We start from the raw sequence: 20,950 nt of genomic DNA, 5'->3' as shown, positions 1-20,950 counted from the left end.
TACAATGAAGGCAAGATGATAGGATCCGTGCTCTTAGGGGCTGGGAACGATTTCTACGATGGGCGCAAAGGCTCCTTAAAGGGCGAGGTCCTTGGCGGAGTAGGAAACGACAAAATCTATGGGGGATCAGCGAACGACATTCTCCGCGGCGAATCTGGAAACGATTCAATACTAGGCGGGTCGGGCGCCGACAATCTGTATGGTGGTGCGGGCGCTGACATGTTTATTTATCGAAGCGTGAAGGATTCCATCCGCGACAAAGCGGGTAGGGATACCGTGTTTGACTTCAACCGTGCCGAGGGTGACAAATTCGATCTTCGGGATATTGACGCCAACACGAAGCTTGCCGGGAACCAGGCGTTCAAATTCATCGGTGGCGCAAACTTCACCAAACATGCTGGAGAGCTTCAGGACTACAGCAATTCAAGCGGGCATTATTTGCGGGCTGATGTGAATGGCGATGGCATTCCCGATTTCTCCATCAAAATCGAGACAAGTAGCGTTTTCGCCAAAGCGGACTTCCTCCTTTAGCACGGCGGCGCGAAACGGCCCGACCCCATACGGCATAGCCGTAACAGAACCGGCAACGGCCGGCAGACGGTAGCCTTCGGGCCGGTTAAGCAAGTTGCCGCGCTGGTGCATACAGCGGTGAGGCTGTGGCGGGCGATATCACTGGAGCCGTCATCCACCCCTCTCCCGCGGGTAGAGCTCCACAGAACCCGCCACAGTCTCTAGTCCGGTCACGTTTCTGGACGAAGCATCGCCAGTGGCCAACCCCGAGCACGCCCATCTGGCCGACGCTCACATCGGTTATCTATGGGCCGCTGTCGAAACACCCGCAAGGGCAAGCGCGTCATAAGCCAGTGCGAGACCGGGACATCCCAGGGCGCCATGGGCAAGTGGGCAAAGGCCCGCATCGAACAGCAGATCACGGAATGGTTCGGCTTCGTCCCGGACTTCATCATCACGCTCGACGCCAACTATTGCGCCCGGTGCGGTGACGCCGAGTTCATGGCTCTGGTCGAGCATGAGCTTTACCACGCCGCCCAGGACGTCGACAGCTTCGGCGCTCCGAAATTCAACAGCATGACCGGCCGCCCGGTCTTCACCATCCGGGGACATGACGTGGAGCAGTTGATCGGCGCGGTTCGTCGCTACGGGGCGGATGCGCCGGCACCTGCGATCTGCGCGTTGCCTAGTCGACGACGATCTGGCCCTTTTGTACATGCTCCGTCACGTCGATATCGTAGCGCTGCACGGTAGCAGGATCACCTCCCATGCTGGGCGGAGCAAAGTGCAGGAAGTAGGACGCATTCCGGCTTTTTGCCCGTTCGATCTCAGTGTCGGATAACTTCTGCCCGACATAGATGCCGTCGCCAATTTCGTGGCCTTCGATCACAACCGCTTTTTTCACGGTGAACTTCACAGGGGTGATGGTCATCGCTTTCCTCCGTTTGACTGGACTTTGACACGGCCATGGCGAAAGCGAAACTCTCGGACGAGGTTAAGACCTATATCGTCCAAGCACTGGCTTGTTTCGACAACCCGTCTATCGTCGCGGCCGCGGTCAAGAAGGAGTTCGCGATCGAGGTCAGCCTGCAGCTCGTCGAGAGCCACGACCTGCACGAGAAGGCGGCCTCTGGCCTGGTGCCGAAGTGGTGGGCGCTTTTCGAGGAAACCCGCAAGACCTTCCTTGAGGATACGGTATCCATTGGTATCAGCCACCGCGCAATGCGCCTTCGCGCACTTCAGCGCATGGTCGACAAGGCCGAGACGCAGGGCAACATGGTGCTGGCATCGTCACTGCTGAAGCGGGCGGCCGAGGAAGTCGGCGGGAGCTACACCAACCGCCGCGAGCTGACAGGGAAGGACCTGCCGGTGCCAGTATCGCCGGTAACGATGTTCCAGTTGCCCGACAATGGAAGGGGATGAGAAGGGCACGGCAGCACAGACGATAATCAGGCGCCACGCCGGGCCGCAGACACAGTTCATCGGATCATCGACCGATATCGCCATCTATGGTGGCTCGGCTGGTGGCGGCAAGACAGGGGCGCTCCTGATGGAGCCGCTGCGCGCCGCACTTGTAAAAGCCTTGGCCACCCGAGGGTGTCGCCGCCAAACGCTCACCGCCAAGCCAGGAAGGTGGCTTGGCAGTCCATTCATGCACCGAGGTAAACAGCGGCGGTAGTCGCCAGCGCAAGAGCAACGACGATGGCTAAGGCAACGACTACGCCGAATTGGCCTGCGACAATCGATCAAGCCATAACCTACGCTGGAGATCCTCAACGAGCACTTTCAGCTTTTCGCGAGGGTTGCCCCACTTCACGCGCCGGAACTTGTAGACGTTGTTGGCCATCTCAGCAGGCTAATTGATGCCCGGTTAATCGCGGGATAACGAGATCGCTCGGGAGCGCGTTGGCGCGCGGGGTTTCGGCTTCCCCCGGCGATCAAATCTGCAAGGGCGAGAGGCGCGGACGGTACGCCAGAAAAGTGACGCTAGTCCAATTGCCGCGCTGTTGCGCACAGCGGAAAGACCGACCGGGCGATATCGTTGGAGTCGTCATTATTCAAAAGGCGTATTGGATCCCGCCGGTTCGTAAACCGGTCATTGATCGTTCTGCGGCTGTTCGCCTGAACTTTAGCGGCTGGAGATATTCGCCAGAAGGCGGGCTCGTCATTTCAATCCGAAATGACTTCGCCGATCGGCGACGAGTTCATCTCGCCAGGCGTCCAGAAAATCAGGTAAGCACCAGCAAAGAACATTCCGATAATGAATATCGCGATGACGAAGCGGATCATGCCAGACTTAGCTTTTTGATCGGTATCTCTCATGCCGTGCCAACTGGCCGAGGTGGCAAAGGTTCCGCGCCAGCCGAAACGAGAGCCAGGCTTGCGCCCGACTTCTCAGAACGTTTAGTCACCGCTCTTGCCGAGACCTGACGGGCCATCAAGACGGCCGGCCGTAGCGGCGAGCGCGGTTATCGCGTCCATCGCCGTGGCAAGGCCCTTCATGAGCATCGCGGTGTCTCGTGTCTCGGTGGCCTTGTCCATCTCAAGTGCTCGGCGCCGCAACTCAGAGCTTTCGGATTGCAGGCGGGAAAGAAGGTCGTCATTCATGGCGCTGTCCTTCACGAGCCGTACGCAGCTTTGTTTGGGTGTTTCGGTGCTTCCGAGTTCACCGCAGTCTGGCCCTCTTTCAGGGCAGGGTTATCGACCGTGCCGGAAACATGATTGGAGGGACCGGTTCCTTTTGTGGCTTTAGGCTGTTTGTGTTCCCGCGCCGAGGGGTGGGTCCCGTCAGAAATGCTGCCGGGATGCGGGTCTTCGACGACCGGTGTCGGTGTCACGGAACTGCTTTCGTCGGTCTTTGCCATAGGTGCTCTCCTTTTCAGGGAGAACGCTACCGCGAGCTATCAGGTTCCTCTGCCCATCAAAACCACTCCCAAGCCATCCAGAAGCAGGCATAGGCAATCACTCCAATTACGAACAGCCACGCAATACGCCGAGCCATGACACAGCACCCTCTGGTTCCAGCCGGACCAGAATGCCCGGTTACGTCGCGAAAGTCGACCTGACGCTCCAAGGCTAATCATCTCAGGAAGGGCGTGGGCAAGGTCGTGAAAGGCGTTAGCGGACTAGAACCGGGCCGCACACCCGAAACAAGAGTTGGCTCTGAGCCCGCGCTCAGCCCCTTATGTAAACACCGCTGAGCAACAGCAGAGGCAGCGCAAACACGGCAAACGAGGCCCCGCCAAAATACTGCAGGCCAATCACTCCCAGGAACCCTCCGATCCCGAAGGAGGCCATATTAGCTAGGTAAAGCTTCAAACGGAGACGCACCGCTGTTTTGTCGGCGCCAGATCGGTTTCCCAAGAGCATGGCGAGGCCAACGCCTAAATCCGTCGCAATCCCTGAAACGTGGGTTGTCCTGACCCTGCTGCCCGATATGCGCGTCGATGCCGCGTTTTGAATGCCCATGGTCAGACTGAGCATACCTAATATCAGAAGCGCATTCGGGGGAACGGGAGTGCGGCGTGCGGTGACGCCAACCATTTTCAGGACGCAAGACTCCAGCACTAAGGTCAGGGCATAGATATTGTTGCGACCGCGCTGCTTCCCGACCTCGATCAGGATGGAGGCGAGGAAGGCGCCTAGAATAAACATCACTACGACGATCAGGAACGCCAGCGCTGCCTGCCATTGGCCTATAGCGAGCAGTTCAGAAGACATCGACACGTTTCCGGTCATGTTTGCAGAGAAGTAGCGGAAAGCCATAAAGCCGGCGCTGTTCACGCCCCCTGCAACGAACGCCAATGACGACGCTAGCATGAGATCCGCTCGAAGGGTTCGGCTGTCGCCTTCGCGGATGAGCATTGGGGTTTTCACTTGCGTTGCTGGAATTGGACCATGGAACGACACGGCGCGCGGGAACGCCGAATTCGCCTTTTTGAAGGCGCTTTACTCTCTATCCTGCGTGGTTGGTAGAGATGGGAACATCACAGCTGGTTTAGAGCAGCGGCAAATCGATTCAGGTAAATGCCAATGGCGCGTTTTGCTTTTGTGCGCTTCCCATTCGCAATATAGACCGCGAGCGGCTGCTGTTCGCATGCGACCTCCGCCCCTCGTCGCGAACTTCGGTAATTTCGCACACATAGAGTCCCATCGGACGTATCAAAATAGATGGCGTACCAGTAGGCATTGTCGTGCGGCAGCCCTTGCCTGAAAAACTCCTTCTCACTAACCACCTGTGCCCCAAGGTTAGCCCATGCCTGTCCTGAAGGATGCAACGCCTGATCGGAGGAGTCGATAGGGCACGCCATTAAGGCCACCGTTCTTTCATGCGCGGCGACAGACAGCCGCGCGGAGAGAATAGCAGATGAAGCCAGATTGTCGCCCGCTGCCTCGCGAGCGCGGCATACCGCCGATCGATGCGTTTCTCGGCGAGCTACCGGCGTTTGCCTGGCCTTAAACGCCGAAAAGAATCCACGGTGGAATGCCGATGACAATGGCTCCGGCCACGATGAGCGCACCGGCCGCCAGCAACGTGTGATCCCGATCCTTCTGCTCCTGCGATCTGCCTTTCATAGCGGCCTCCAGCCAGCGTGATCGATCGCAGGAATTTCGGAGAAGCTGATTTGTTCCAGAGAGCGCGGCTCACCCCGTGCCGGCACACGGCAACTCGATCCGGCTGGGTCTGTTAGACCGGATCGAGACGCACCGAGAATGTCTGAGGATTTTCACGGTAGCAATATCGTACGCAACTTTATGGAAACCGTCAAAGAGTCGACAATCTCATTCCGCGAAGCACATTGACCGGAGGCCGCCCATATGGTCCCCGAGCGGCCTCCGAGATCCAAGCGCCTCGTTACGCTCGGATCACCCTGACTCGGTGGGAGGATTGTACGGCATCGATCGGCAGACTTAAAAGAAAAAGTCCCGCACTGTGGCGGGGCCCGTGTGGCGAGCAAACCACGAACTCGACACAAAACCCTCATTATTCAGGTGGATAGTCCCATGCGAATAGATAATTGCCGCGGCAATTAGTACAGGAGCGGGTCGAAAAATCCAGTCATCTGTTGGGCGGCTACTCGGCGCAATTCTGTTCTAAGCATTGCCTCCCTGGCCCCGACCACCGTGGTCGCCGGACGGGCGAAGGGCCTCGCGACTTGCCGGCAGACAGCAAAGAGGCGCCGCGTCTTTTTTGAACACGGCGCCCTGTAAGCGGCAATACTCGTCTCACTCGTCGCGTTGGCGGCCACCGAGAGCGGCGGCGGCCGAAGCCACGAAGGCGCCGATCAGCAATGACAGGGCGCCGAGCAGCGCCACCGTCGCGGCGGACTTTCGAGCGTCATCGGCAGCCTTGAGGGCTGCGTTCTTCGCATCCTCGATCTGCTGTAGTACCTGGTCCACGCGTGCACGGGCCTCTCCCGCAGGGATATTGGCACGGGAAGCCACGATGGTGGCGATATAGGCACGATCCGCTTCGACGACCTCCCCCTTGGCGGCACCCTGCACCAGGATGCGAGAGACTTCTGCGGCGGCGGCCGTATTGTCAGATTGTGCCCTCACCGCCCCATCCTGTGGACGGAGGAGCATGTCCGTAAAGTATCCGGTGGCAGGATCAGGCGCCGCGTCGCTTCCCGCAGCCGTTGCAGCAGCGCCGACGGTTGCGGTCGTCGCGACGGATGATGCCACTTGCACGCCGCCGCCGAGCAGCGAGGAGAAGGCCGAGCCGGCCAGCCCAGCCACGACGACCGTCGCCAGCGCCCAACTCAAGAAGCCGTGCGCGGTATCGCGAAAGAACACTTCATCGGTATGAACACCCGCCCATTTCGTGCGCAGCCGTCCCGTCAGGTAGCCGCCAAGCGCCGAGGAAAGCCATTGCACGATGACGAACCAGATCGCCGCCGTCACGCTGACGGTTGTGAACGAGGCGCTTTCACCGCCCCAGGGCGAGACCATGGTGAGCCCCACACCGGAGCCAAGAAGCAGGAGGATAAGGCTGATCGCGCAGGCGGCTGTCGCGCCGCCGATAACCGGCCCCCAGTTCAAAGCGGGGACATTGGATTCAACGCCGACGTCGGAGACGCCCGTCGTGTAGTTGGCCATAGCCGCCTCCTATCGCATGAACAGGACAAGCAGGATGACGATCGGCAGGGGAATGCCCAGGAGCCAGAGAAGAATACCGCGACCCATTTGAAATCTCCTTCATGTCGTGAACGCGTCGTGCGCGTGAAAACAACAACTTGTGCAACGATCCGATGTTCCACCTGCCACCGCTTACCGGCCTTTCCGAGAGCACGGCAGCGAGGAACATTGTCCTGTAAGCGGGGTTTGCCGGCTGAGGCGCTTGCGGAGTTTCAGATGGTCAAGGTGCTGAGAGACAATGGGCTGACAATCGTTCTGATCACTTCGACGATGGCGACGTTGGCAGGAATGCTGATGACGGGTGTCAGCGTCTTCAATGACGAATTGGCACAACATCATCAGCCCGCCGTATCGCTCGCTGCGTACCTCACGAGCGGGCATTTTCAATCCGCGCTCTTTGAGAATTGGGAAAGCGAATTTCTGCAAATGTCGGCCTATGTCGTGCTGACGGCCTTTCTCTTCCAGCGCGGCTCGGCCGAATCGAAGGATCCGGACGGCGGCGCGGAACAGGATAAAGATCCTGCAAGCCATGCCGACGCCCTGGAGGCACCGCTCCCAACCCAGCTTGGGGGCTTGGCGGCCAGCCTTTATGCCTATTCGCTTGGGATCGTGCTCTTTATTCTTTTTCTCATGAGCTTTGTGCTCCACCTTCGGCACAGCGCCGCCGCCGAGGCGATCGAGGCATTGAGCCATGGCGAGCCGGCGCCGACGATCTGGCAACATGCGGGTAGCGCTGGTTTCTGGTTCGAGTCCTTCCAGAATTGGCAGTCCGAGTTCCTGTCGACAGCCATTCTCGTCATCCTCTCGATTTTTCTTCGCTTTCGTGGGTCGCCGGAATCAAGACCTGTTGCCGCGCCCCACTCCAAAACGGGAGGATTGACGGTGTCTGCACACGCTCAAAGGAGAAGCAAGACGTGATAGAGCAGTTCACGATCATCAAAGCGCTTGGAGTTCAACCCGACTTCAACGCCGCGCATGAAATCGAAAAGCGCATTGCGTTTCTCAAGACCTATCTCGTCGACAGCCGGCAGACGGCCTATGTGCTCGGTATCAGCGGTGGCGTCGATTCCCTCACCGCGGGCCTTCTGGCCCAGCGCGCCGTGCGGGAGCTTCGCGAGGACGGGCGGACCGCCACCTTCATTGCAGTCCGCCTTCCCTATGGCGTCCAGGCGGACGAAGACGATGCCACCGCGGCGGTCACCGCCATCGGTCCGGATCGCGTCATGACGGTGGACATCAAGCCAGCAGCCGACAGCCTGATGGCCGCCGTGCTTGCCGGCGGCATCGATCCCGTCCTGCACCATCATTTCATTCTCGGAAACGTGAAGGCCCGCCAGAGGATGGTGGCGCAGTATGCGATCGCCGGAACTGCGTCCGGCCTCGTCATCGGAACCGACCACGCCGCCGAAGCGCTTATGGGTTTCTACACCAAGTTCGGCGACGGCGCCGCCGACGTCCTTCCGCTTGCCGGCCTCAACAAACGGCGTATCCGCGCCGTGGCCGCCGCACTCGGCGCACCGGATCACCTCGTATGGAAGGTGCCGACGGCCGATCTCGAATCCGATGCGCCGCTTCGCCCTGACGAAGAGGTCTATGGCGTGACCTATGAACAGATCGACGACTTTCTGGAAGGACGCTCCATAGAGCCGGCGGCGACAGATCGGATCCTGTCGGCCTACAAAGCGAGCGCCCATAAACGCGCGCTCCCCGTCCCTGGCGGATGATGGAACATCGACGGGGCCGGCGGGTTAGGATCGAAAAGGAGATCCGACATGGCTATCGACAAACCCCGGGACGGTGCGCCCGGCACAACCGATCAATCCCCCCGCTGGGAAGGCCCCGAAGAGACCCGGCCTCGCGGCTACCTTCCGGCCAAGGACGACCCGGACAGCACGCGTGATGCCGTCGGGGAGACGAACAAGGATCCGGAACGCAACCGCCCCTCTGACGCTCTGAAAACGAAGGAGCGACCTCATGGCGAATGAGCGCGAAAAGACCGGCGCGTTCGCTCCGTCTCAAGCTGATCGCAAAGCCGATGGTGTGGCCAGCGCAAAGCCGACCGTCATCACGGGCTCCGAGGATGCCACGGCAAACCGGACCCCCGGCAAGAAGCGGCAAAAGGATTGGGAGGTCGGTTTCGACGACGAACAGCCCGACCGGTCATGAGGTGCAATCATGAAAAACAGCCCAAACAATCCCGACAAAACGACTGGTGGTCAGCACACGCGCCCATCGCAAACATCCGACCGCGAGGTTTCGAATCCCCATCCCGGAAGCGTTTCCGACGGCACACATCCCGAAGCCAATGAAACCAAGCTTCCGCGAAACGAAGGAGACAGGAAACATGGGACGCCAAACTGAATCGCCGGCCGTACGGTCCCTGCACGAGGAGCGGGCGCGCCAGGCAAGCGCCGATGCGAAGGGCAAACTTCAAAAGGGATTGGAGGACACGTTTCCCGCTTCGGATCCTGTCTCTGCCACAACAACCTCGACCGTCAAGAAGCATGTCGAGCCGAGCACGTCGCCGGAGGGAAACAGGCAAGAGCAGAAAAGGTAGAATTCCGACCTCGCTCTGTGAGGGGACAGACCGTTAGTTTGTCAACGGTCTGCGCGCACCGCGCGTCCCCTGTCAGGTTTGGTTCTGCTTGATGCTTTTCAAGCGTGGATCGTCGGTTTCGCCTTGGCTTTTCTCATCTGCCCGCAGCGGCGGCAAGCAGAAGCAATACCGCCGCACCGATGACACGCCTCCACCGTATTATGTGACCGCGGTCATGCCGCATCCTCATCCGCTCCCGCAGGGCGGCGACTTCAGCGCGCAGCGCTGCGAGGTCATCGAGCACATTCCGATCGCTCGCCGGCCGGATATCTGCCGGATGTCTCGCCTCTTCGATCTCCTCCAGATATTCGCGCCATTGCGCATCGCTCTCGAAACCATGTTTGCGGATGTCGGTCATTGTTTCCTCTCTCAGATCATGATCTCGCCGCCCGTAACGGGGACAACCGCGCCCGTCATGTAGCTGCCGAGGTCGGAGGCCAGCAGGACGAAGACCCCTGCCAGTTCAGCGGGCTGTCCGGCGCGGCCAAGGAGGGCTTGCTTGCCGAAATCCTTCGTTTTCTCGGGTGGCATGGTGGAAGGAATGAGCGGCGTCCAGATCGGTCCCGGCGCGACGGCGTTCACACGGATGCCCTTGTCCGCGACCATTTCGGCTAGGCCAAGTTCGAAATCGCCCCCTTCGTCGCCGCATAGGCGAGAAGATGGGGCGACGGCTGGCGGGACTGGATCGAGGTCGTGTTGATGATGGCGCTGCCGGGCTTCATGTGCGGAATGGCCGCGCGGGCCAGGAAGAACGGCGCATAGATATTGGTCCGGAACGTGCGATCCCATTCCTCGGTGCTGATATCGCCGATATCCGCATAGGTCCGCTGGAATGCGGCATTGTTCACGAGGATATCGAGCTCGCCGAAGGTTTCCAGGCACTGCCGCACAAGATGGCGGCAGTGATCATCGCTCGTAATATCGCCTGGAAGGACGATGGCCTTGCGTCCCGCCTCCTCAACCCAACGCGCGGTTTCATGGGCGTCCTGGTCTTCGCTGAGATAGGAGATCGCGATATCGGCTCCTTCGCGCGCGAAAGCGATGGCGACGGCCCGACCGATACCCGAATCGGCGCCGGTGATCAGCGCAACCTTCCCCTTCAGCCTTTCAGCTCCGACATAGGTCTCCTCGCCGTGGTCTGGAACCGGCTTCATCGCGCCGGTCAAACCGGGTGGAACTTGCTCCTGCGCGGGTTGCGGCGGAAGGGGGCGGCGCGCATCGTTCTCAGACATCTCGGTCTCCATCGGCAACGGGCATGCGCCTCGAACTCACCGCCCCTGGAGATGTTCCCGCATGGAGCGCAAACATCTGAAAACGTAACGCTCGTGCCGGGCAATCCTGATGACGGGAAAAGTTGGAGGCATATGCCAGTGTGCGGGCAGACCCCAGCACAATGCCCGGGGTCCGCACCTGTGCAGGCGAACCTAGCAACGGTCGACGTATCTGGCACCGTACTGATCCCTGTAGTAGCAGCGTCCTGGCTGATCCGCGACATTGCCAATCAACGCGCCGGCGACACCGCCGACCGCTGCGCCAACGGCTGCGCCGCGCACATTGCCGGTCGCAACGCCGCCGACAACGGCGCCCGTCGCGGCGCCAACACCGGCGCCCCGTTCCGTTGCAGTACATGCGGCGAGCGATAACCCGGCGCAGGCAATAATCATGAGCTTTTTCATGGTAACCTCCCTATCTCGACCTTGTGAGAACCCGCAGTCGCCCCACAAGTTCCCGGCCGTGGTGGCCCGGATTGAGCCGGAGGGCAGGCTTGGGTGCCTATTGTCCGCTTAGGCTTCTGATATGGTCGAGCAGGGCAACGCCACCGCGCAGGGGATCGGCCGGCAGGTGCGGCCCATCGACCGTCGCTGCCGTCATCCGGGCATAGGCACGGGCTGCTTCCGGCGAGAAGCCCAGGGCGCGAAAGCTCTCCTCCCATTTGTCGCGTGGAATGGTCTCCAGCCGCACAGGGCGGCCGAGCGCCGTCGAGAAGGCGGTCGCGACATCGTCGAACGTGTACCGACGCGGCCCTTCGACATAGCGTATGCCGACGTCGTCAGATTTGGAGAGAAGACGGCTGGCGGCCGCTTTCGCGATGTCGACAGGCGAAACCATCGGCAGACGCATGTCGCCCGGAAAGGGTGTCTGCAGGACGCCTTCCCTCGCGGGTTCCAGCAACATGTCGAGGTTCGTGTAGTAGTAGGCCGCACGGTTTATCGCCGTGGGAACGCCGCTTGCCTCGGCTTGCTGCTCGAAGTCGAACAGGACGGACAGGTCACCGATCCCCTCTCCCGGTTGGGCGCCATAGGTCGAGGCGACAACGATCTTTTCAAGGCCCGAACCGGGCAGGGCGTCCGTGATGGCACGCGCCGTCGCCGTTTCCGCTGCATCCGTATCGCCGCCCGGATCGGCCGGCGGATTGAGGAGAAAGGCGCGGCGGCCTCGACGAAAGAGATCGTGCAACGGCGCGGTCTTCCCCACATCGAGAACGATCGGCTCGACATTCGCGGTGCGGATGTCGTCTGCCTTGCCGGCGTCGTGCACGATCGCGATGACCTTTTCGCCGGTCGCATCGAGCAGGTTCACGAGTTCGGACCCGATATGGCCGGTCGCTCCCAGAACAATGAACATTGTGCGCTCCTGTCGCTTATGCCGTCTATTGTCCGTCTTCCGGCGAAACCGCAGGGGCGATATCGGTCTGGGCAGGCGTTGCCGATCCAGCGTCGGGAGAGGCCTCCTCGGGCTTACCCTCCAGCGGGTTTGAGGGCGTCCCTTCATCCATAGTTGAGGACGAAACTCTGTCCGTCGAAAGCGGTTGCGGCGTCGTGGATCCGTCGGCAGCCGCGACCCGCCAGACGGTATTGCCGGCATCATCGGCGATGAGCAGGGCTCCCGTCCCATCCATGGCGAGGCCGACCGGCCGCCCCCGCGCCTCGTCACCCTTCAGGAAACCGGTCACGACATCCTGAGCGGAACCCGACGGGCGTCCATTGGCAAAGGGAATGAAGATGACCTTGTAGCCGTTGAAGGCGTTTCGATTCCAGCTGCCGTGATTGCCGACGAACGCACCGTCTCGGAACGCCTCCGGCATGGCGGAATCGTTGGCAAAGGCGAGGCCGAGGGCCGCGACATGGCTCGACAGCGCGTAGTCCGGCACGATCGCCCGCTCGACCATGTCAGGACGCTGCGGATGAACCCGCGGATCGACATGCTGTCCGTAGTAGCTCCAGGGCCAGCCGTAGAAGCCGCCCTTCGTCACCGAAGTGAGATAGTCCGGAACGAGATCGGGACCAAGTTCGTCGCGCTCGTTGACCACCGTCCAGAGTTCTCCGGTTTGCGGATGGACGTTGAGGCCATTGGGATTGCGCAAACCCGAAGCAAAGACCTTTGCCGCACCGGTCTGGCGGTCGACCTGCCAGATAGCCGCGCGTCCCTTCTCGGCCTCAATGCCCCGTTCTCCGGCGTTGGAATTCGAGCCGATCGAAACGAAGAGAAACCGCGCGTCAGGACTGAGGGCGAGATCCTTCGTCCAATGGTGATTGATCGGTCCGCCGGGAAGCGGCGTCAAAATCTTCGGCTTAGCCGTAATCTTTCCGCCGCCGAGTTCATAGGGATAAGCGAGGATGGCATCGGCCGCAGCGACGTACAGCGTTCCGTCGTGCCATGCGACACCGAAGGGCGAATTCAAATCGGCCAGAATATCCTGGCGCTCATCCACCGCCCCATCGCGATTTGTATCGCGCAGAAGCGTGATTCGGTTCGTCTCGCCGCCTCCCCCTCCTCCGCCGGCCGCCATCGCCATGATCCAGCCACGGATGATATCCTTGGGCCGGTTAAGCAGTTTGCCTTCAGGCGCTTTCGATTGCACGACGAGAACGTCGCCGTTCGGAAGCGTGTGCACTGTGCGCGGATTGGCGAGATCCTTGGCATAGACAGCGACGGCGAGACCCGCAGGGACTTCCGGTGTCTCTCCTTCCTTCCATCCAACAACCGTCGCCACCTTGAGGTCCGGCCACAGGCTTTGCGACGGTTCGGGAAGTACCGGATCGGGGCCGATCTGGCGCGAGGCGTCGAAATCGTCGTTGCCGCCGCATCCGGCGAGCAGAAGAGCCACAAGAAGGATTGCGCGTCTAGACATGAGAAGCCTCCTGCCGGCCGAGCCAGGCAGCCAGGACGATGACCAGCACCGTGACGATCGACACCGCCAGTCCATAGGGGACGACAGCCGTCCAACCGTCGGCGGTATGGATGAAGCTGTTCAACGTCGCCGCCAAAAGCGCGAATACGCCGGCGAGGAGCGCGAGCCATGACGGTCCGTCCTTCCAGATGGCACGGCCGAGCACGGCTATGACGAAGGCGCAAAATCCGAAGACCAGCCCGGCCAACAACAGCCATTCGGAGAAATGTAGCCAGAGCAGGTTCGACGTCTGCCAATAGGCGATGTCCGTCAGAACGGTGAGGGAGAAGCAGGCGACCGGAAACGACGCGAAGAATCCGCAGGCGGCGCGCATCGGCCAGGGGGACATGGGCTTGGTGTGGTCAAGAGACATCGGCGCGGTTCTGTTGTGTTTGAACTTTCACCTTACGCGCCAAGCGCTGGAATGTTCCGTGTGGGGATCTCTGCTGAAGGCGCGGACCCTTGCCGGCGTGGAAATGCGGGCCATATCGCTTCAGGAGACCTCAAGGGAGCGAGAGCAATTTTCCGGCGCATCTTTCCGATATTGCTGGTGCCGTTGACCGGCTGTTCCGGCGTTCAATCGGCGCTCGCGCCTGCCGGTGAGGAAGCGGCCGGGATCTATCAGCTTCTTCTCGTCATGGTCGTTGGCGGGGTATTGGTGTGGCTTGCCGTCGTTGGATTGCTTCTTCATGCTGCAAGGCGCCGGAAAGTACCGTGGACCGAAGAGCAGGCGGGCCGCCTGATCCTGTTCGGCGGCGTCGCCTTTCCCGTCGCGGTGCTGCTTGCGCTTCTAGCCTACGCAGTCTGGCTGATGCCGGTAATCCGGCCGTGGTTCACGCAGCAGGCGCCACAGCCCGAAATGATCGAGGTGACCGGCGAACAATTCTGGTGGCGCATCCGCTATCCGGCCGTTGACGGCATGCCGGCCTTCGAGACGGCGAACGAGCTGCGCCTTCCTGTGGGGGAGCGGGTCGCCTTCTCGCTCGAGGCGGCCGACGTCATTCATTCGTTCTGGATTCCCGTGCTCGGCGGAAAGATGGACATGATCCCGGGGCGCACGAATACGTCGTCCTTGCTGCCGACTAAGACGGGTGTTTTCCGCGCACCCTGCGCCGAATTCTGCGGCACCTCCCACGCGCTGATGGCCTTTTCCGTCATAGTCATGGAGCCTGCCGATTACTTAGCCTGGCGACGCGCGCAGGCTGCGGGCAACGGAACGCGCGGGAGCGAGGGCGAACGGCTTTTTGCTTTCCACGGCTGCGCCGGCTGTCACGGCATAAGGGGGATGACACAGGCCGCGAGCCTCGGCCCGGACCTGACCTTCTTCGGCCAGCGCCAGACGGTCGGGGCCGGCACGCTTGCCAATACGGTCGAGAACGTCACGCGCTTCATCCGCAACCCGGATGCCGTCAAGCCGGGCGCGAAAATGCCGGCTTTCGACATGCTTCCCGCCGCGGACATTGCCGCCATCGCCGATTACCTCGTGGGGCTCAAATGACCGAAAGGGCAGAGCTTTCCGTCGAAGAGCGCAAGGCGCAGGAGGCCGAGCTCCGCGAGGTCTGGCAAACGCCCTCCGGCTGGCGCTACTGGACATCGGTCAACAATACCGAGATCGGCCTCTGGTATGGCTCGGCCGCCTTCCTCTTCATGTTGTTTGCCGGGGTGCTCGCCCTTCTGGTGCGCGTGCAGCTTGCCGTTCCCGACAACGATTTCCTCTCAGCCGACACCTTCAACCAGGCCTTCACCCTGCACGGCACCGTCATGATGTTCCTGTTCGCCGTGCCGATCTTCGAGGCGGTGGCGATCTTCCTCCTGCCTTCCATGCTCGGCGCGCGGGAACTTCCCTTTCCTCGCCTCTCCGCCTTCGGATTCTGGAGCTTCGCGCTCGGCGGCGTTTTCGTCTGTGGCTCCATCTTCTTCGGCGCGGCGCCCAATACCGGCTGGTTCATGTATCCGCCGCTCGCCACCGACAAGCAATATTCGGGCATCGGCGCCGACATCTGGCTGCTTGGCCTGTCCTTCATCGAGGTCGCCTCCATCGCGGCCGCGGTGGAATTGATCGTCGGCATCATGAAGTGCCGCGCGCCCGGCATGCGCATCAACATGATGCCGCTCTTTGCCTGGTATCTCCTCATCGTCGCCGGCATGATCCTCTTTGCCTTTCCGCCGCTGATCGCCGGCGATATCCTGTTCGAAATGGAGCGGATGTTCGGCTGGCCGTTCTTCGATGCGACGCGCGGTGGCGATCCGCTGCTCTGGCAGCACCTCTTCTGGATCTTCGGCCATCCAGAGGTCTACATCATCTTCCTGCCCGCCATCGCGCTCATGGCGATGATCGTGCCGACATTCGCGCAACGTCCCATCGTCGGCTATTCGTGGATCGTGCTCGCCGCCGTCGGCACCGGCTTCCTCAGTTTCGGCCTGTGGGTGCACCACATGTTCACGACGGGCCTGCCGCAGATTTCGCTCGCCTTCTTCTCGGCCGCCTCCGAGGCCGTGGCGATCCCGACTGGCGTGCAGATCTTCGTCTTCATCGCCACCATGCTCGCCGGCCGCGTCATTTTCTCCGTGCCGATGCTGTTCGGCGCCGGGGGCCTTGCGATCTTCATCATCGGCGGCCTGACGGGCGTTATGGTGGCGCTCGTTCCTTTCGATTGGCAGGCGCACGACACCTATTTCATTGTCGCCCACCTGCACTACGTGCTGATCGGCGGCATGCTCTTTCCGGTCGTGGCCGGCGTTTATTATTACTATCCGCTGCTCAACGCGCGAAAGCTCTCCGACCGGCTCGGCAAAATCGCCTTCTGGCTGATGTTCTCAGGCTTTAACGTCGCCTTCTTTCCCATGCATCTGGCCGGCCTGCGCGGCATGCCGCGGCGGGTCTTCACCTATCCCGCTGATATTGGCTGGGACTGGTTCAACCTGATCTCCACCGTTGGTGCTTTCATTTTTGCCGCCGGTGTAGCCATCGTGGTGATCGATGTGCTGCGGCCCAAGCACCGCGAGCCCAAGGGCGAGCAGAATCCGTGGAATGCCGGCACGCTTGAATGGATCAGCGAACCGGAGGAGAAGTGGGGCGTACGCTCCATTCCCATTATCAAGAGCCGCTATCCGATCTGGGATCAGCCAAACATCATCGAAGACATCAAGGCCGGGCGCTTCTATTTGCCCGACGCGAAGGACGGCGCGCGCGAGACGCTCGTCACCTCCGTGCTCGACGCCGAGCCCATCCAGTGCCTGCGCGTCGGCGGCACCTCGGTTCTGAGCATCCTCGCCGCTTTTTCGCTCGGCGGCGTCTTCATCGCGCTCACCTTCCATTGGTGGATCGTCACGACCGTCTGCGCGGTGATGACGCTTGCCGCCATCATCGCCTGGCTCTGGACGGGCACCGCCGTCATACCCAAGGAGGAAATACGCGACGTCGGGCTCGGCAAGACGCTGCCGCTTTATACGTCCGGGCCGCAATCGGTCGGCTGGTGGGCCATGTTCATCACCATGGCTGGCGACGGCACAGCCTATGCCAGCCTGATGTTCGGTTACTTCTTCTATTGGACCATCCACGATGACTTCACCGCCGGCCATGCCGGCCCCGGCACGCTCTGGCCACTCGCCGCAGTCGGCCTCTTCACGCTCGCCTGGCTGGCGATGCTCGCGGCCCGCAAGGCGAACGAAGGCGACCGCGATGCGCGCACGCGCCTCTGGCTTACCCTCTCCGCCCTCCTGACGTTCGCCGCCGGTTGCGCCGGCCTTGCCGGCCCCTATCTCACGGGGATGGATCCGACCGCGCATGTCTATCCGGCCATCGTCTGGGTCGTCACACTGTGGACCGTCGTGCATGGCGGCGTCGGCGTGATCATGCAGGCCTATTGCCTGGCGCGGAGCCTTGCGGGCCGGATGAGCGCCCGCCACGACATGGACCTGCGCAATGTCGTGCTCTACTGGCATTTCCTCGTCATCACCGCGATCACATCCTTCGGCGTTCTCGGCCTCTTTCCGGGATTGAGGTGATACCCATGCGCCTGATCCCGAAGGAAATCGAAAGCCTCTGGACGCTCTTCACCGCACCGACGATCTGGGCGCTGCATTTCCTCACCTGCTACATCACCGCAGCCATCCATTGCGCGAAGGCGGACACCGCCGCCTCCCTCGGGACGACGAGCCTTGTCCTCGGCATGGTCACCGTTGCCGCCCTCGCCGGTATCGCGCTCTCGGCCTATCTCGCCTGGCGGCAATGGGGGTTCGGCTCCGGCGATCCGCCGCATGACGAACCGACACGCAGGGATCGCCTGCTCTTCCAAGGCTTCGCGACGCTGCTGCTCTCCGGCCTCAGCTTCGTGGCCGTGCTCTTCGTCGCCGTGCCGCTCGTCTTCATCGAGGCCTGCCAGCCATGAAGAGATCCACGCGCATCCTCGGCCTTCTCCTCCTCGTCGTGCTTTGCGCCGTTCTCGTGGCGAGTTTCGCCGGCGGCTCGTTCACCGTCCATATGGTCGTCCATATGGGCATCGTCGCGGTCGCCGCGCCGCTCATCGCCTACGGCATGCCCGGCACGCGCCTCGATGCGTTTCCGGGCGTCGCACGGATGACGCCCATGCTCGCATCGTTCTTCGAGCTCGTCGCCGTCTGGTTCTGGCACCTGCCGGCGCTGCGCGCGCTCGCCGACGCGAGCCTCGCGCTCTCGCTTCTCGAACAGGCCAGTTTCCTTGCGGCGGGCATCCTGCTCTGGCGGGCCTGCTTCCGGCCGGGGGAAGGCCGTCTTGCCGGCGCTGCCGGGCTGCTGTTCACCTCCATGCACATGACGCTGCTCGGCGTGTTGCTGGCGCTCGCCCCGCGCCCCCTCTACGGCGAGGGCGACGTCTCCTGCTTCGGCATTTCGCTTTCGGCCGCCGCCGACCAGCAGATCGGCGGGATCGTCATGCTGATGGTTGGCGCCTGCGCCTATCTCCTCGGAGGGATCGTGCTTCTGGCCGGACTGCTGCGTGACGGCGAAGCGCTACCCACGGAGAAACCGCGATGGTAATAGGCCGCAAACACATCGTCGGCCTTCTTCTTGCGGGGGTCCTGGGCGCGTTTCTTCTCGCTTGGTCAGGTCTCATCGGCGTGGGCGCGAGCACGGGCCACTGGAAGGCGACCGACTGGTTCCTGCACTGGGTCATGCGGTCATCGGTACGCACGGCCGCGCTCGGTACGAACGTACCCGGCTTCACCGAAGGCATGTTGCCTATGGCGGCCGGTCATTTCGAAGCCGGCTGTGCCATCTGTCACGGTTCGCCGGCCATGGCACGACCAAAGAGCGTCAGTAGGATGCTGCCCGCACCGCCCGACCTGAAAGACAAGATCGCAACGTGGACGGATGCCGAGCTTTTCCAGATCGTGCAGCATGGCATCCGGTTTACAGGCATGCCCGCCTGGCCGGTAGCGAACCGCGAGGACGAGGCTTGGGCCATGGTCGCGTTCCTGCGCCGCTACCGTGATCTCGATGCGGAGCGCTACCGCGCCCTGGCTGGTTATACGGCAACGCAATCGCCGGCGGCCGACACGGTGCTCGGGACCTGCAACGGCTGCCACATGCCTGAGCACCTTGGTGCCGAAAGCCTCATCCCCAATCTCGCGGGGCAATCGGAACGGTATCTCGAGCAGGCCCTTGCGGCCTACGCGAACGAAACTCGGCCAAGCGGCACGATGGCCGTGGCAGTTCAGGGATTGAGCGAAGCAGAACAACAAACGCTCGCCCGCCACTTCGCAAACCTGCCGCGGGTAACCCTGCAGTCGACAGTGAAGAGCCACCTCGCCCGGCGCGGAGAATCGATCGCTCTGAAGGGAGACGCCGGACGACGCATCCCGGCCTGTCTCTCCTGTCATGACAAGGCGGACGCAAACCCCGCCTATCCGCATCTTTCCGGCCAGACCGAAGCCTATCTCGCCAATCAGTTGCGGCTCTTCGTCGAGAACACACGCGGCGGCGGCCCTTTCCGGGCGCTGATGACGCAGGCGGCCGCCAATCTTCAAGACGAGGATATTGCGGCGCTAGCCGCCTATTTCGCCGCGCGCAGCGCGAGTCAGGATCCGGCACAGCGGTAATTCCTGTCGGCCGTCGCCCGTATGACAGCGCGCTGCTGCTGCCTGGAAAATGAGGGAACAATCCGCAGGTTAAGAGGTTGGGTCTTCAATTCCAACCTCGTGAGACGACCATGACCCTGACTGCGTTGGCACTCAATTGCACGCTCAAGACGGGCAGCGTTCAGCCCGTTTTCTCAAGGAGGCGGAGCGGCTTAACACCGCATTTCCGATTTTGACGGCGGCAATCGTGTGCCATTGGGGCAGTAGAGAGAAACCGGACGAGGAGCGGGATGGCCACGCCTTGCAAGACGGGCTGCTGACGTTCGGCGCGCAGGTGCTGAGCCCTCGCGAAGCCGAGGTGGTACGGATGATCCTGAACGGCCACTCGACTCGCGCCTCGTGGCGCTACTCGGAGGCGCAGAAGGAACGGTGAGAGTCCACCGCCGCCATTCCTGTGCCAAGCTCGGCATCATCTCGCAGGCCGAACTTTTCTCGCTCGCCACCCGCTTCATAGCGGACAGCGGCTGATACTACGTCTTACGGATTTGTCCGGCCGCTCGAAGTTATTCTTTGCGCACGCTTTAGGGCGACATCAAATAGGACATTGGTGCCGGCGGCTGCGTGCTCGGCTTCGATGTCTTCACGCGGACTATGGCTGATCCCTTCCCGGCACGGGATGAAGATCATTGTCGTCGCCACACGTCGCGCCAGATTGAAAGTATCGTGTCCGGCGCCCGAAACGATGTCCTGCGCCGGAAGGTGCCGCGCCGCAGCGCTTTCTCTCACCGCCTCGATGAGGCCCTCGTTAAATCGAACCGCCTGCGCATGCCATGTCAGTTAGGCCTGGAGACCGCAAGTGGATCCACCCTGTGGCAGGTCTGCCCATTCCTTCGCGCCTAAAAAGGACGGGCATCAAACCACTCCAAGCTAAGACGAAATGCAGCAGAGGCTTGCTTGCCGCTCATCACGTGTCGATACCTCGACCGTAGACGTTATTTGACATTCGAACGTATCACCCTCATCGAGCGACACGTATTCACGATCCGATAAAATCTGAATTCTTCCATTTAAAACAATCAGATAACGTAGGACATGCCGAGGATTCGCAACCTTGACCAACGTCCTCGCGCCAGCCTGCACCGCGATCATATCCACTTGGATATCGGCACTGGAGGAACGCTTCAGAGGCAGTATCCAAAGATCGTCTTTTGCTTGAATGGCGCACTGTTCGTAGTTGCGGACAACGCGATGCTGGAGCGGCGGCCCATTATTCGAGTTAGAATAGGACAGCCCAAGACCGTTACACAGTCTGGCGATCGTTGTCTCGTTTGCTCCGCACTTCCCACGCTCAAACTGGCTAAGAAAACTTGGCGTCAATCCCGTGATCGCGGCGAGCGTTGTCAGTGACATGCTTCGCGCATTCCTTGCAGTGCGAAGCAGATGACGGATTTCGGATGTTTGATCCCCGTTCAATGAGC

26 protein-coding genes and 1 pseudogene are annotated in these 20,950 nt (G+C 61.4%); 13 read left to right on the top strand and 14 right to left on the bottom strand.

Annotation, left to right across the window (positions count from 1 at the left end; genetic code table 11):
* Both MUU55_RS26205 and MUU55_RS26200 read left to right on the top strand, forming a co-directional pair.
* A partial coding sequence (locus tag MUU55_RS26205) for a M10 family metallopeptidase C-terminal domain-containing protein (RefSeq protein ID WP_425314235.1) occupies window positions 1-531 on the top strand: 531 nt, incomplete at its 5' end.
* A 285-nt stretch (window positions 532-816) separates the two neighbouring features.
* Window positions 817-1,263: a putative metallopeptidase gene (locus MUU55_RS26200; RefSeq protein ID WP_244763722.1), complete on the top strand. Its 447-nt coding sequence runs from the start codon at window positions 817-819 to the stop codon at window positions 1,261-1,263.
* On the opposite strand, the gene MUU55_RS26195 is transcribed toward MUU55_RS26200, so the two are convergent.
* Window positions 1,196-1,441, bottom strand: a complete 246-nt coding sequence (locus MUU55_RS26195) for a hypothetical protein (protein WP_244763721.1) — start codon at window positions 1,439-1,441, stop codon at window positions 1,196-1,198. The two genes, MUU55_RS26200 and MUU55_RS26195, sit on opposite strands and share 68 nt — an antisense overlap.
* A gap of 35 nt (window positions 1,442-1,476) precedes the next feature.
* On the opposite strand from MUU55_RS26195, the gene MUU55_RS26190 reads away from it, so the two are divergent.
* The gene (locus MUU55_RS26190) at window positions 1,477-1,932 is read left to right on the top strand and encodes a DUF2280 domain-containing protein (RefSeq protein WP_244763720.1); all 456 of its coding nucleotides are present in this window, start codon (window positions 1,477-1,479) and stop codon (window positions 1,930-1,932) included.
* A gap of 747 nt (window positions 1,933-2,679) precedes the next feature.
* Here MUU55_RS26190 and MUU55_RS26185 read toward each other — a convergent pair.
* The 5 genes from MUU55_RS26185 to MUU55_RS26165 form a co-directional block, all read right to left on the bottom strand.
* A complete protein-coding gene (locus MUU55_RS26185; RefSeq protein WP_244763719.1) occupies window positions 2,680-2,832 on the bottom strand; it encodes a hypothetical protein in 153 nt (50 codons plus the stop codon).
* A gap of 81 nt (window positions 2,833-2,913) precedes the next feature.
* Window positions 2,914-3,117 carry a hypothetical protein gene (locus MUU55_RS26180; RefSeq protein WP_244763718.1) on the bottom strand — a complete coding sequence of 68 codons (204 nt, stop codon included), beginning with the start codon at window positions 3,115-3,117 and terminating at the stop codon, window positions 2,914-2,916.
* Window positions 3,118-3,128: 11 nt separating this feature from the next.
* Window positions 3,129-3,374, bottom strand: a complete 246-nt coding sequence (locus MUU55_RS26175) for a hypothetical protein (RefSeq protein ID WP_244763717.1) — start codon at window positions 3,372-3,374, stop codon at window positions 3,129-3,131.
* Window positions 3,375-3,684: 310 nt separating this feature from the next.
* Window positions 3,685-4,374, bottom strand: coding sequence for a YoaK family protein (locus tag MUU55_RS26170; RefSeq protein ID WP_244763716.1), 690 nt, complete (start codon window positions 4,372-4,374; stop codon window positions 3,685-3,687).
* Window positions 4,375-5,736: 1,362 nt separating this feature from the next.
* Window positions 5,737-6,609 carry a hypothetical protein gene (locus MUU55_RS26165; protein ID WP_244763715.1) on the bottom strand — a complete coding sequence of 291 codons (873 nt, stop codon included), beginning with the start codon at window positions 6,607-6,609 and terminating at the stop codon, window positions 5,737-5,739.
* Between the two features lie 255 nt (window positions 6,610-6,864).
* Between MUU55_RS26165 and MUU55_RS26160 the strand changes: the two genes are divergently transcribed.
* The 4 genes from MUU55_RS26160 to MUU55_RS26145 are packed head-to-tail and all read left to right on the top strand — an operon-like array spanning window position 6,865 to window position 8,814.
* Window positions 6,865-7,566, top strand: coding sequence for a DUF6766 family protein (locus tag MUU55_RS26160; protein ID WP_244763714.1), 702 nt, complete (start codon window positions 6,865-6,867; stop codon window positions 7,564-7,566).
* A complete protein-coding gene (nadE, locus tag MUU55_RS26155) occupies window positions 7,563-8,372 on the top strand; it encodes an ammonia-dependent NAD(+) synthetase (protein WP_244763713.1) in 810 nt (269 codons plus the stop codon). Before MUU55_RS26160 ends, nadE begins: the two co-directional genes overlap by 4 nt.
* Before the next feature lie 48 nt (window positions 8,373-8,420).
* Window positions 8,421-8,633 carry a hypothetical protein gene (locus MUU55_RS26150; RefSeq protein ID WP_244763712.1) on the top strand — a complete coding sequence of 71 codons (213 nt, stop codon included), beginning with the start codon at window positions 8,421-8,423 and terminating at the stop codon, window positions 8,631-8,633.
* On the top strand, window positions 8,623-8,814 hold the full coding sequence (locus MUU55_RS26145) for a hypothetical protein (RefSeq protein ID WP_244763711.1): 192 nt from the start codon (window positions 8,623-8,625) through the stop codon (window positions 8,812-8,814). Before MUU55_RS26150 ends, MUU55_RS26145 begins: the two co-directional genes overlap by 11 nt.
* 524 nt (window positions 8,815-9,338) lie before the next feature.
* Here the strand turns inward: MUU55_RS26145 and MUU55_RS26140 are convergent.
* From MUU55_RS26140 to MUU55_RS26115, 6 genes and pseudogenes are all read right to left on the bottom strand, one after another.
* On the bottom strand, window positions 9,339-9,602 hold the full coding sequence (locus MUU55_RS26140) for a hypothetical protein (RefSeq protein WP_244763710.1): 264 nt from the start codon (window positions 9,600-9,602) through the stop codon (window positions 9,339-9,341).
* Between the two features lie 11 nt (window positions 9,603-9,613).
* Window positions 9,614-10,476, bottom strand: a pseudogene (locus tag MUU55_RS26135) (SDR family oxidoreductase).
* 192 nt (window positions 10,477-10,668) lie between these two features.
* On the bottom strand, window positions 10,669-10,920 hold the full coding sequence (locus tag MUU55_RS26130; RefSeq protein WP_244763709.1) for a glycine zipper domain-containing protein: 252 nt from the start codon (window positions 10,918-10,920) through the stop codon (window positions 10,669-10,671).
* Window positions 10,921-11,017: 97 nt separating this feature from the next.
* Window positions 11,018-11,869 (bottom strand): NmrA family NAD(P)-binding protein, encoded by an 852-nt coding sequence (locus tag MUU55_RS26125; RefSeq protein WP_244763708.1) that lies wholly within the window; start codon window positions 11,867-11,869, stop codon window positions 11,018-11,020.
* A gap of 25 nt (window positions 11,870-11,894) precedes the next feature.
* Window positions 11,895-13,376 (bottom strand): PQQ-dependent sugar dehydrogenase, encoded by a 1,482-nt coding sequence (locus MUU55_RS26120; protein ID WP_244763707.1) that lies wholly within the window; start codon window positions 13,374-13,376, stop codon window positions 11,895-11,897.
* Window positions 13,369-13,788: a DUF2231 domain-containing protein gene (locus tag MUU55_RS26115; protein WP_244763706.1), complete on the bottom strand. Its 420-nt coding sequence runs from the start codon at window positions 13,786-13,788 to the stop codon at window positions 13,369-13,371. The genes MUU55_RS26120 and MUU55_RS26115 overlap by 8 nt, the downstream gene beginning before the upstream one ends.
* Between MUU55_RS26115 and MUU55_RS26110 the strand changes: the two genes are divergently transcribed.
* From MUU55_RS26110 to MUU55_RS26085, 6 genes are all read left to right on the top strand, one after another.
* Window positions 13,774-14,913 carry a cytochrome c oxidase subunit II gene (locus MUU55_RS26110; RefSeq protein ID WP_244763705.1) on the top strand — a complete coding sequence of 380 codons (1,140 nt, stop codon included), beginning with the start codon at window positions 13,774-13,776 and terminating at the stop codon, window positions 14,911-14,913. The two genes, MUU55_RS26115 and MUU55_RS26110, sit on opposite strands and share 15 nt — an antisense overlap.
* The gene (ctaD, locus tag MUU55_RS26105; RefSeq protein WP_244763704.1) at window positions 14,910-17,423 is read left to right on the top strand and encodes a cytochrome c oxidase subunit I; all 2,514 of its coding nucleotides are present in this window, start codon (window positions 14,910-14,912) and stop codon (window positions 17,421-17,423) included. Before MUU55_RS26110 ends, ctaD begins: the two co-directional genes overlap by 4 nt.
* Window positions 17,424-17,428: 5 nt before the next feature.
* A complete protein-coding gene (locus MUU55_RS26100; RefSeq protein WP_244763703.1) occupies window positions 17,429-17,806 on the top strand; it encodes a hypothetical protein in 378 nt (125 codons plus the stop codon).
* Window positions 17,803-18,432, top strand: coding sequence for a cytochrome c oxidase assembly protein (locus tag MUU55_RS26095; protein ID WP_244763702.1), 630 nt, complete (start codon window positions 17,803-17,805; stop codon window positions 18,430-18,432). The genes MUU55_RS26100 and MUU55_RS26095 overlap by 4 nt, the downstream gene beginning before the upstream one ends.
* The gene (locus MUU55_RS26090) at window positions 18,426-19,493 is read left to right on the top strand and encodes a c-type cytochrome (protein ID WP_244763701.1); all 1,068 of its coding nucleotides are present in this window, start codon (window positions 18,426-18,428) and stop codon (window positions 19,491-19,493) included. Before MUU55_RS26095 ends, MUU55_RS26090 begins: the two co-directional genes overlap by 7 nt.
* Window positions 19,494-19,629: 136 nt before the next feature.
* On the top strand, window positions 19,630-19,905 hold the full coding sequence (locus MUU55_RS26085; RefSeq protein ID WP_244763700.1) for a hypothetical protein: 276 nt from the start codon (window positions 19,630-19,632) through the stop codon (window positions 19,903-19,905).
* 104 nt (window positions 19,906-20,009) lie between these two features.
* On the opposite strand, the gene MUU55_RS29415 is transcribed toward MUU55_RS26085, so the two are convergent.
* On the bottom strand, window positions 20,010-20,309 hold the full coding sequence (locus MUU55_RS29415) for a M20/M25/M40 family metallo-hydrolase (RefSeq protein WP_367892221.1): 300 nt from the start codon (window positions 20,307-20,309) through the stop codon (window positions 20,010-20,012).
* Between the two features lie 90 nt (window positions 20,310-20,399).
* The gene (locus tag MUU55_RS26080) at window positions 20,400-20,945 is read right to left on the bottom strand and encodes a helix-turn-helix domain-containing protein (protein ID WP_280519127.1); all 546 of its coding nucleotides are present in this window, start codon (window positions 20,943-20,945) and stop codon (window positions 20,400-20,402) included.
* Window positions 20,946-20,950: the final 5 nt, after the last annotated feature.

This window comes from Shinella curvata (genome assembly GCF_022899935.1).
GTDB classification, from domain to species: Bacteria; Pseudomonadota; Alphaproteobacteria; order Rhizobiales; family Rhizobiaceae; genus Shinella; species Shinella curvata.
Note: the sequence above shows the minus strand (reverse complement) of the source record. Positions and strands in the feature narration are given on the sequence as shown.

Excerpts from the sequence above, each read along its gene's own strand:
- MUU55_RS26200 (WP_244763722.1), top strand. The coding sequence starts at position 817 with ATGGGCCGCTGTCGAAACACCCGCAAGGGCAAGCGCGTCATAAGCCAG.
- MUU55_RS26195 (WP_244763721.1), bottom strand. The coding sequence starts at position 1,441 with ATGACCATCACCCCTGTGAAGTTCACCGTGAAAAAAGCGGTTGTGATC.
- MUU55_RS26190 (WP_244763720.1), top strand. The coding sequence starts at position 1,477 with ATGGCGAAAGCGAAACTCTCGGACGAGGTTAAGACCTATATCGTCCAA.
- MUU55_RS26185 (WP_244763719.1), bottom strand. The coding sequence starts at position 2,832 with ATGAGAGATACCGATCAAAAAGCTAAGTCTGGCATGATCCGCTTCGTC.
- MUU55_RS26180 (WP_244763718.1), bottom strand. The coding sequence starts at position 3,117 with ATGAATGACGACCTTCTTTCCCGCCTGCAATCCGAAAGCTCTGAGTTG.
- MUU55_RS26175 (WP_244763717.1), bottom strand. The coding sequence starts at position 3,374 with ATGGCAAAGACCGACGAAAGCAGTTCCGTGACACCGACACCGGTCGTC.
- MUU55_RS26170 (WP_244763716.1), bottom strand. The coding sequence starts at position 4,374 with ATGCTCATCCGCGAAGGCGACAGCCGAACCCTTCGAGCGGATCTCATG.
- MUU55_RS26165 (WP_244763715.1), bottom strand. The coding sequence starts at position 6,609 with ATGGCCAACTACACGACGGGCGTCTCCGACGTCGGCGTTGAATCCAAT.
- MUU55_RS26160 (WP_244763714.1), top strand. The coding sequence starts at position 6,865 with ATGGTCAAGGTGCTGAGAGACAATGGGCTGACAATCGTTCTGATCACT.
- MUU55_RS26150 (WP_244763712.1), top strand. The coding sequence starts at position 8,421 with ATGGCTATCGACAAACCCCGGGACGGTGCGCCCGGCACAACCGATCAA.
- MUU55_RS26145 (WP_244763711.1), top strand. The coding sequence starts at position 8,623 with ATGGCGAATGAGCGCGAAAAGACCGGCGCGTTCGCTCCGTCTCAAGCT.
- MUU55_RS26140 (WP_244763710.1), bottom strand. The coding sequence starts at position 9,602 with ATGACCGACATCCGCAAACATGGTTTCGAGAGCGATGCGCAATGGCGC.
- MUU55_RS26130 (WP_244763709.1), bottom strand. The coding sequence starts at position 10,920 with ATGAAAAAGCTCATGATTATTGCCTGCGCCGGGTTATCGCTCGCCGCA.
- MUU55_RS26125 (WP_244763708.1), bottom strand. The coding sequence starts at position 11,869 with ATGTTCATTGTTCTGGGAGCGACCGGCCATATCGGGTCCGAACTCGTG.
- MUU55_RS26120 (WP_244763707.1), bottom strand. The coding sequence starts at position 13,376 with ATGTCTAGACGCGCAATCCTTCTTGTGGCTCTTCTGCTCGCCGGATGC.
- MUU55_RS26115 (WP_244763706.1), bottom strand. The coding sequence starts at position 13,788 with ATGTCTCTTGACCACACCAAGCCCATGTCCCCCTGGCCGATGCGCGCC.
- ctaD (WP_244763704.1), top strand. The coding sequence starts at position 14,910 with ATGACCGAAAGGGCAGAGCTTTCCGTCGAAGAGCGCAAGGCGCAGGAG.
- MUU55_RS26100 (WP_244763703.1), top strand. The coding sequence starts at position 17,429 with ATGCGCCTGATCCCGAAGGAAATCGAAAGCCTCTGGACGCTCTTCACC.
- MUU55_RS26095 (WP_244763702.1), top strand. The coding sequence starts at position 17,803 with ATGAAGAGATCCACGCGCATCCTCGGCCTTCTCCTCCTCGTCGTGCTT.
- MUU55_RS26090 (WP_244763701.1), top strand. The coding sequence starts at position 18,426 with ATGGTAATAGGCCGCAAACACATCGTCGGCCTTCTTCTTGCGGGGGTC.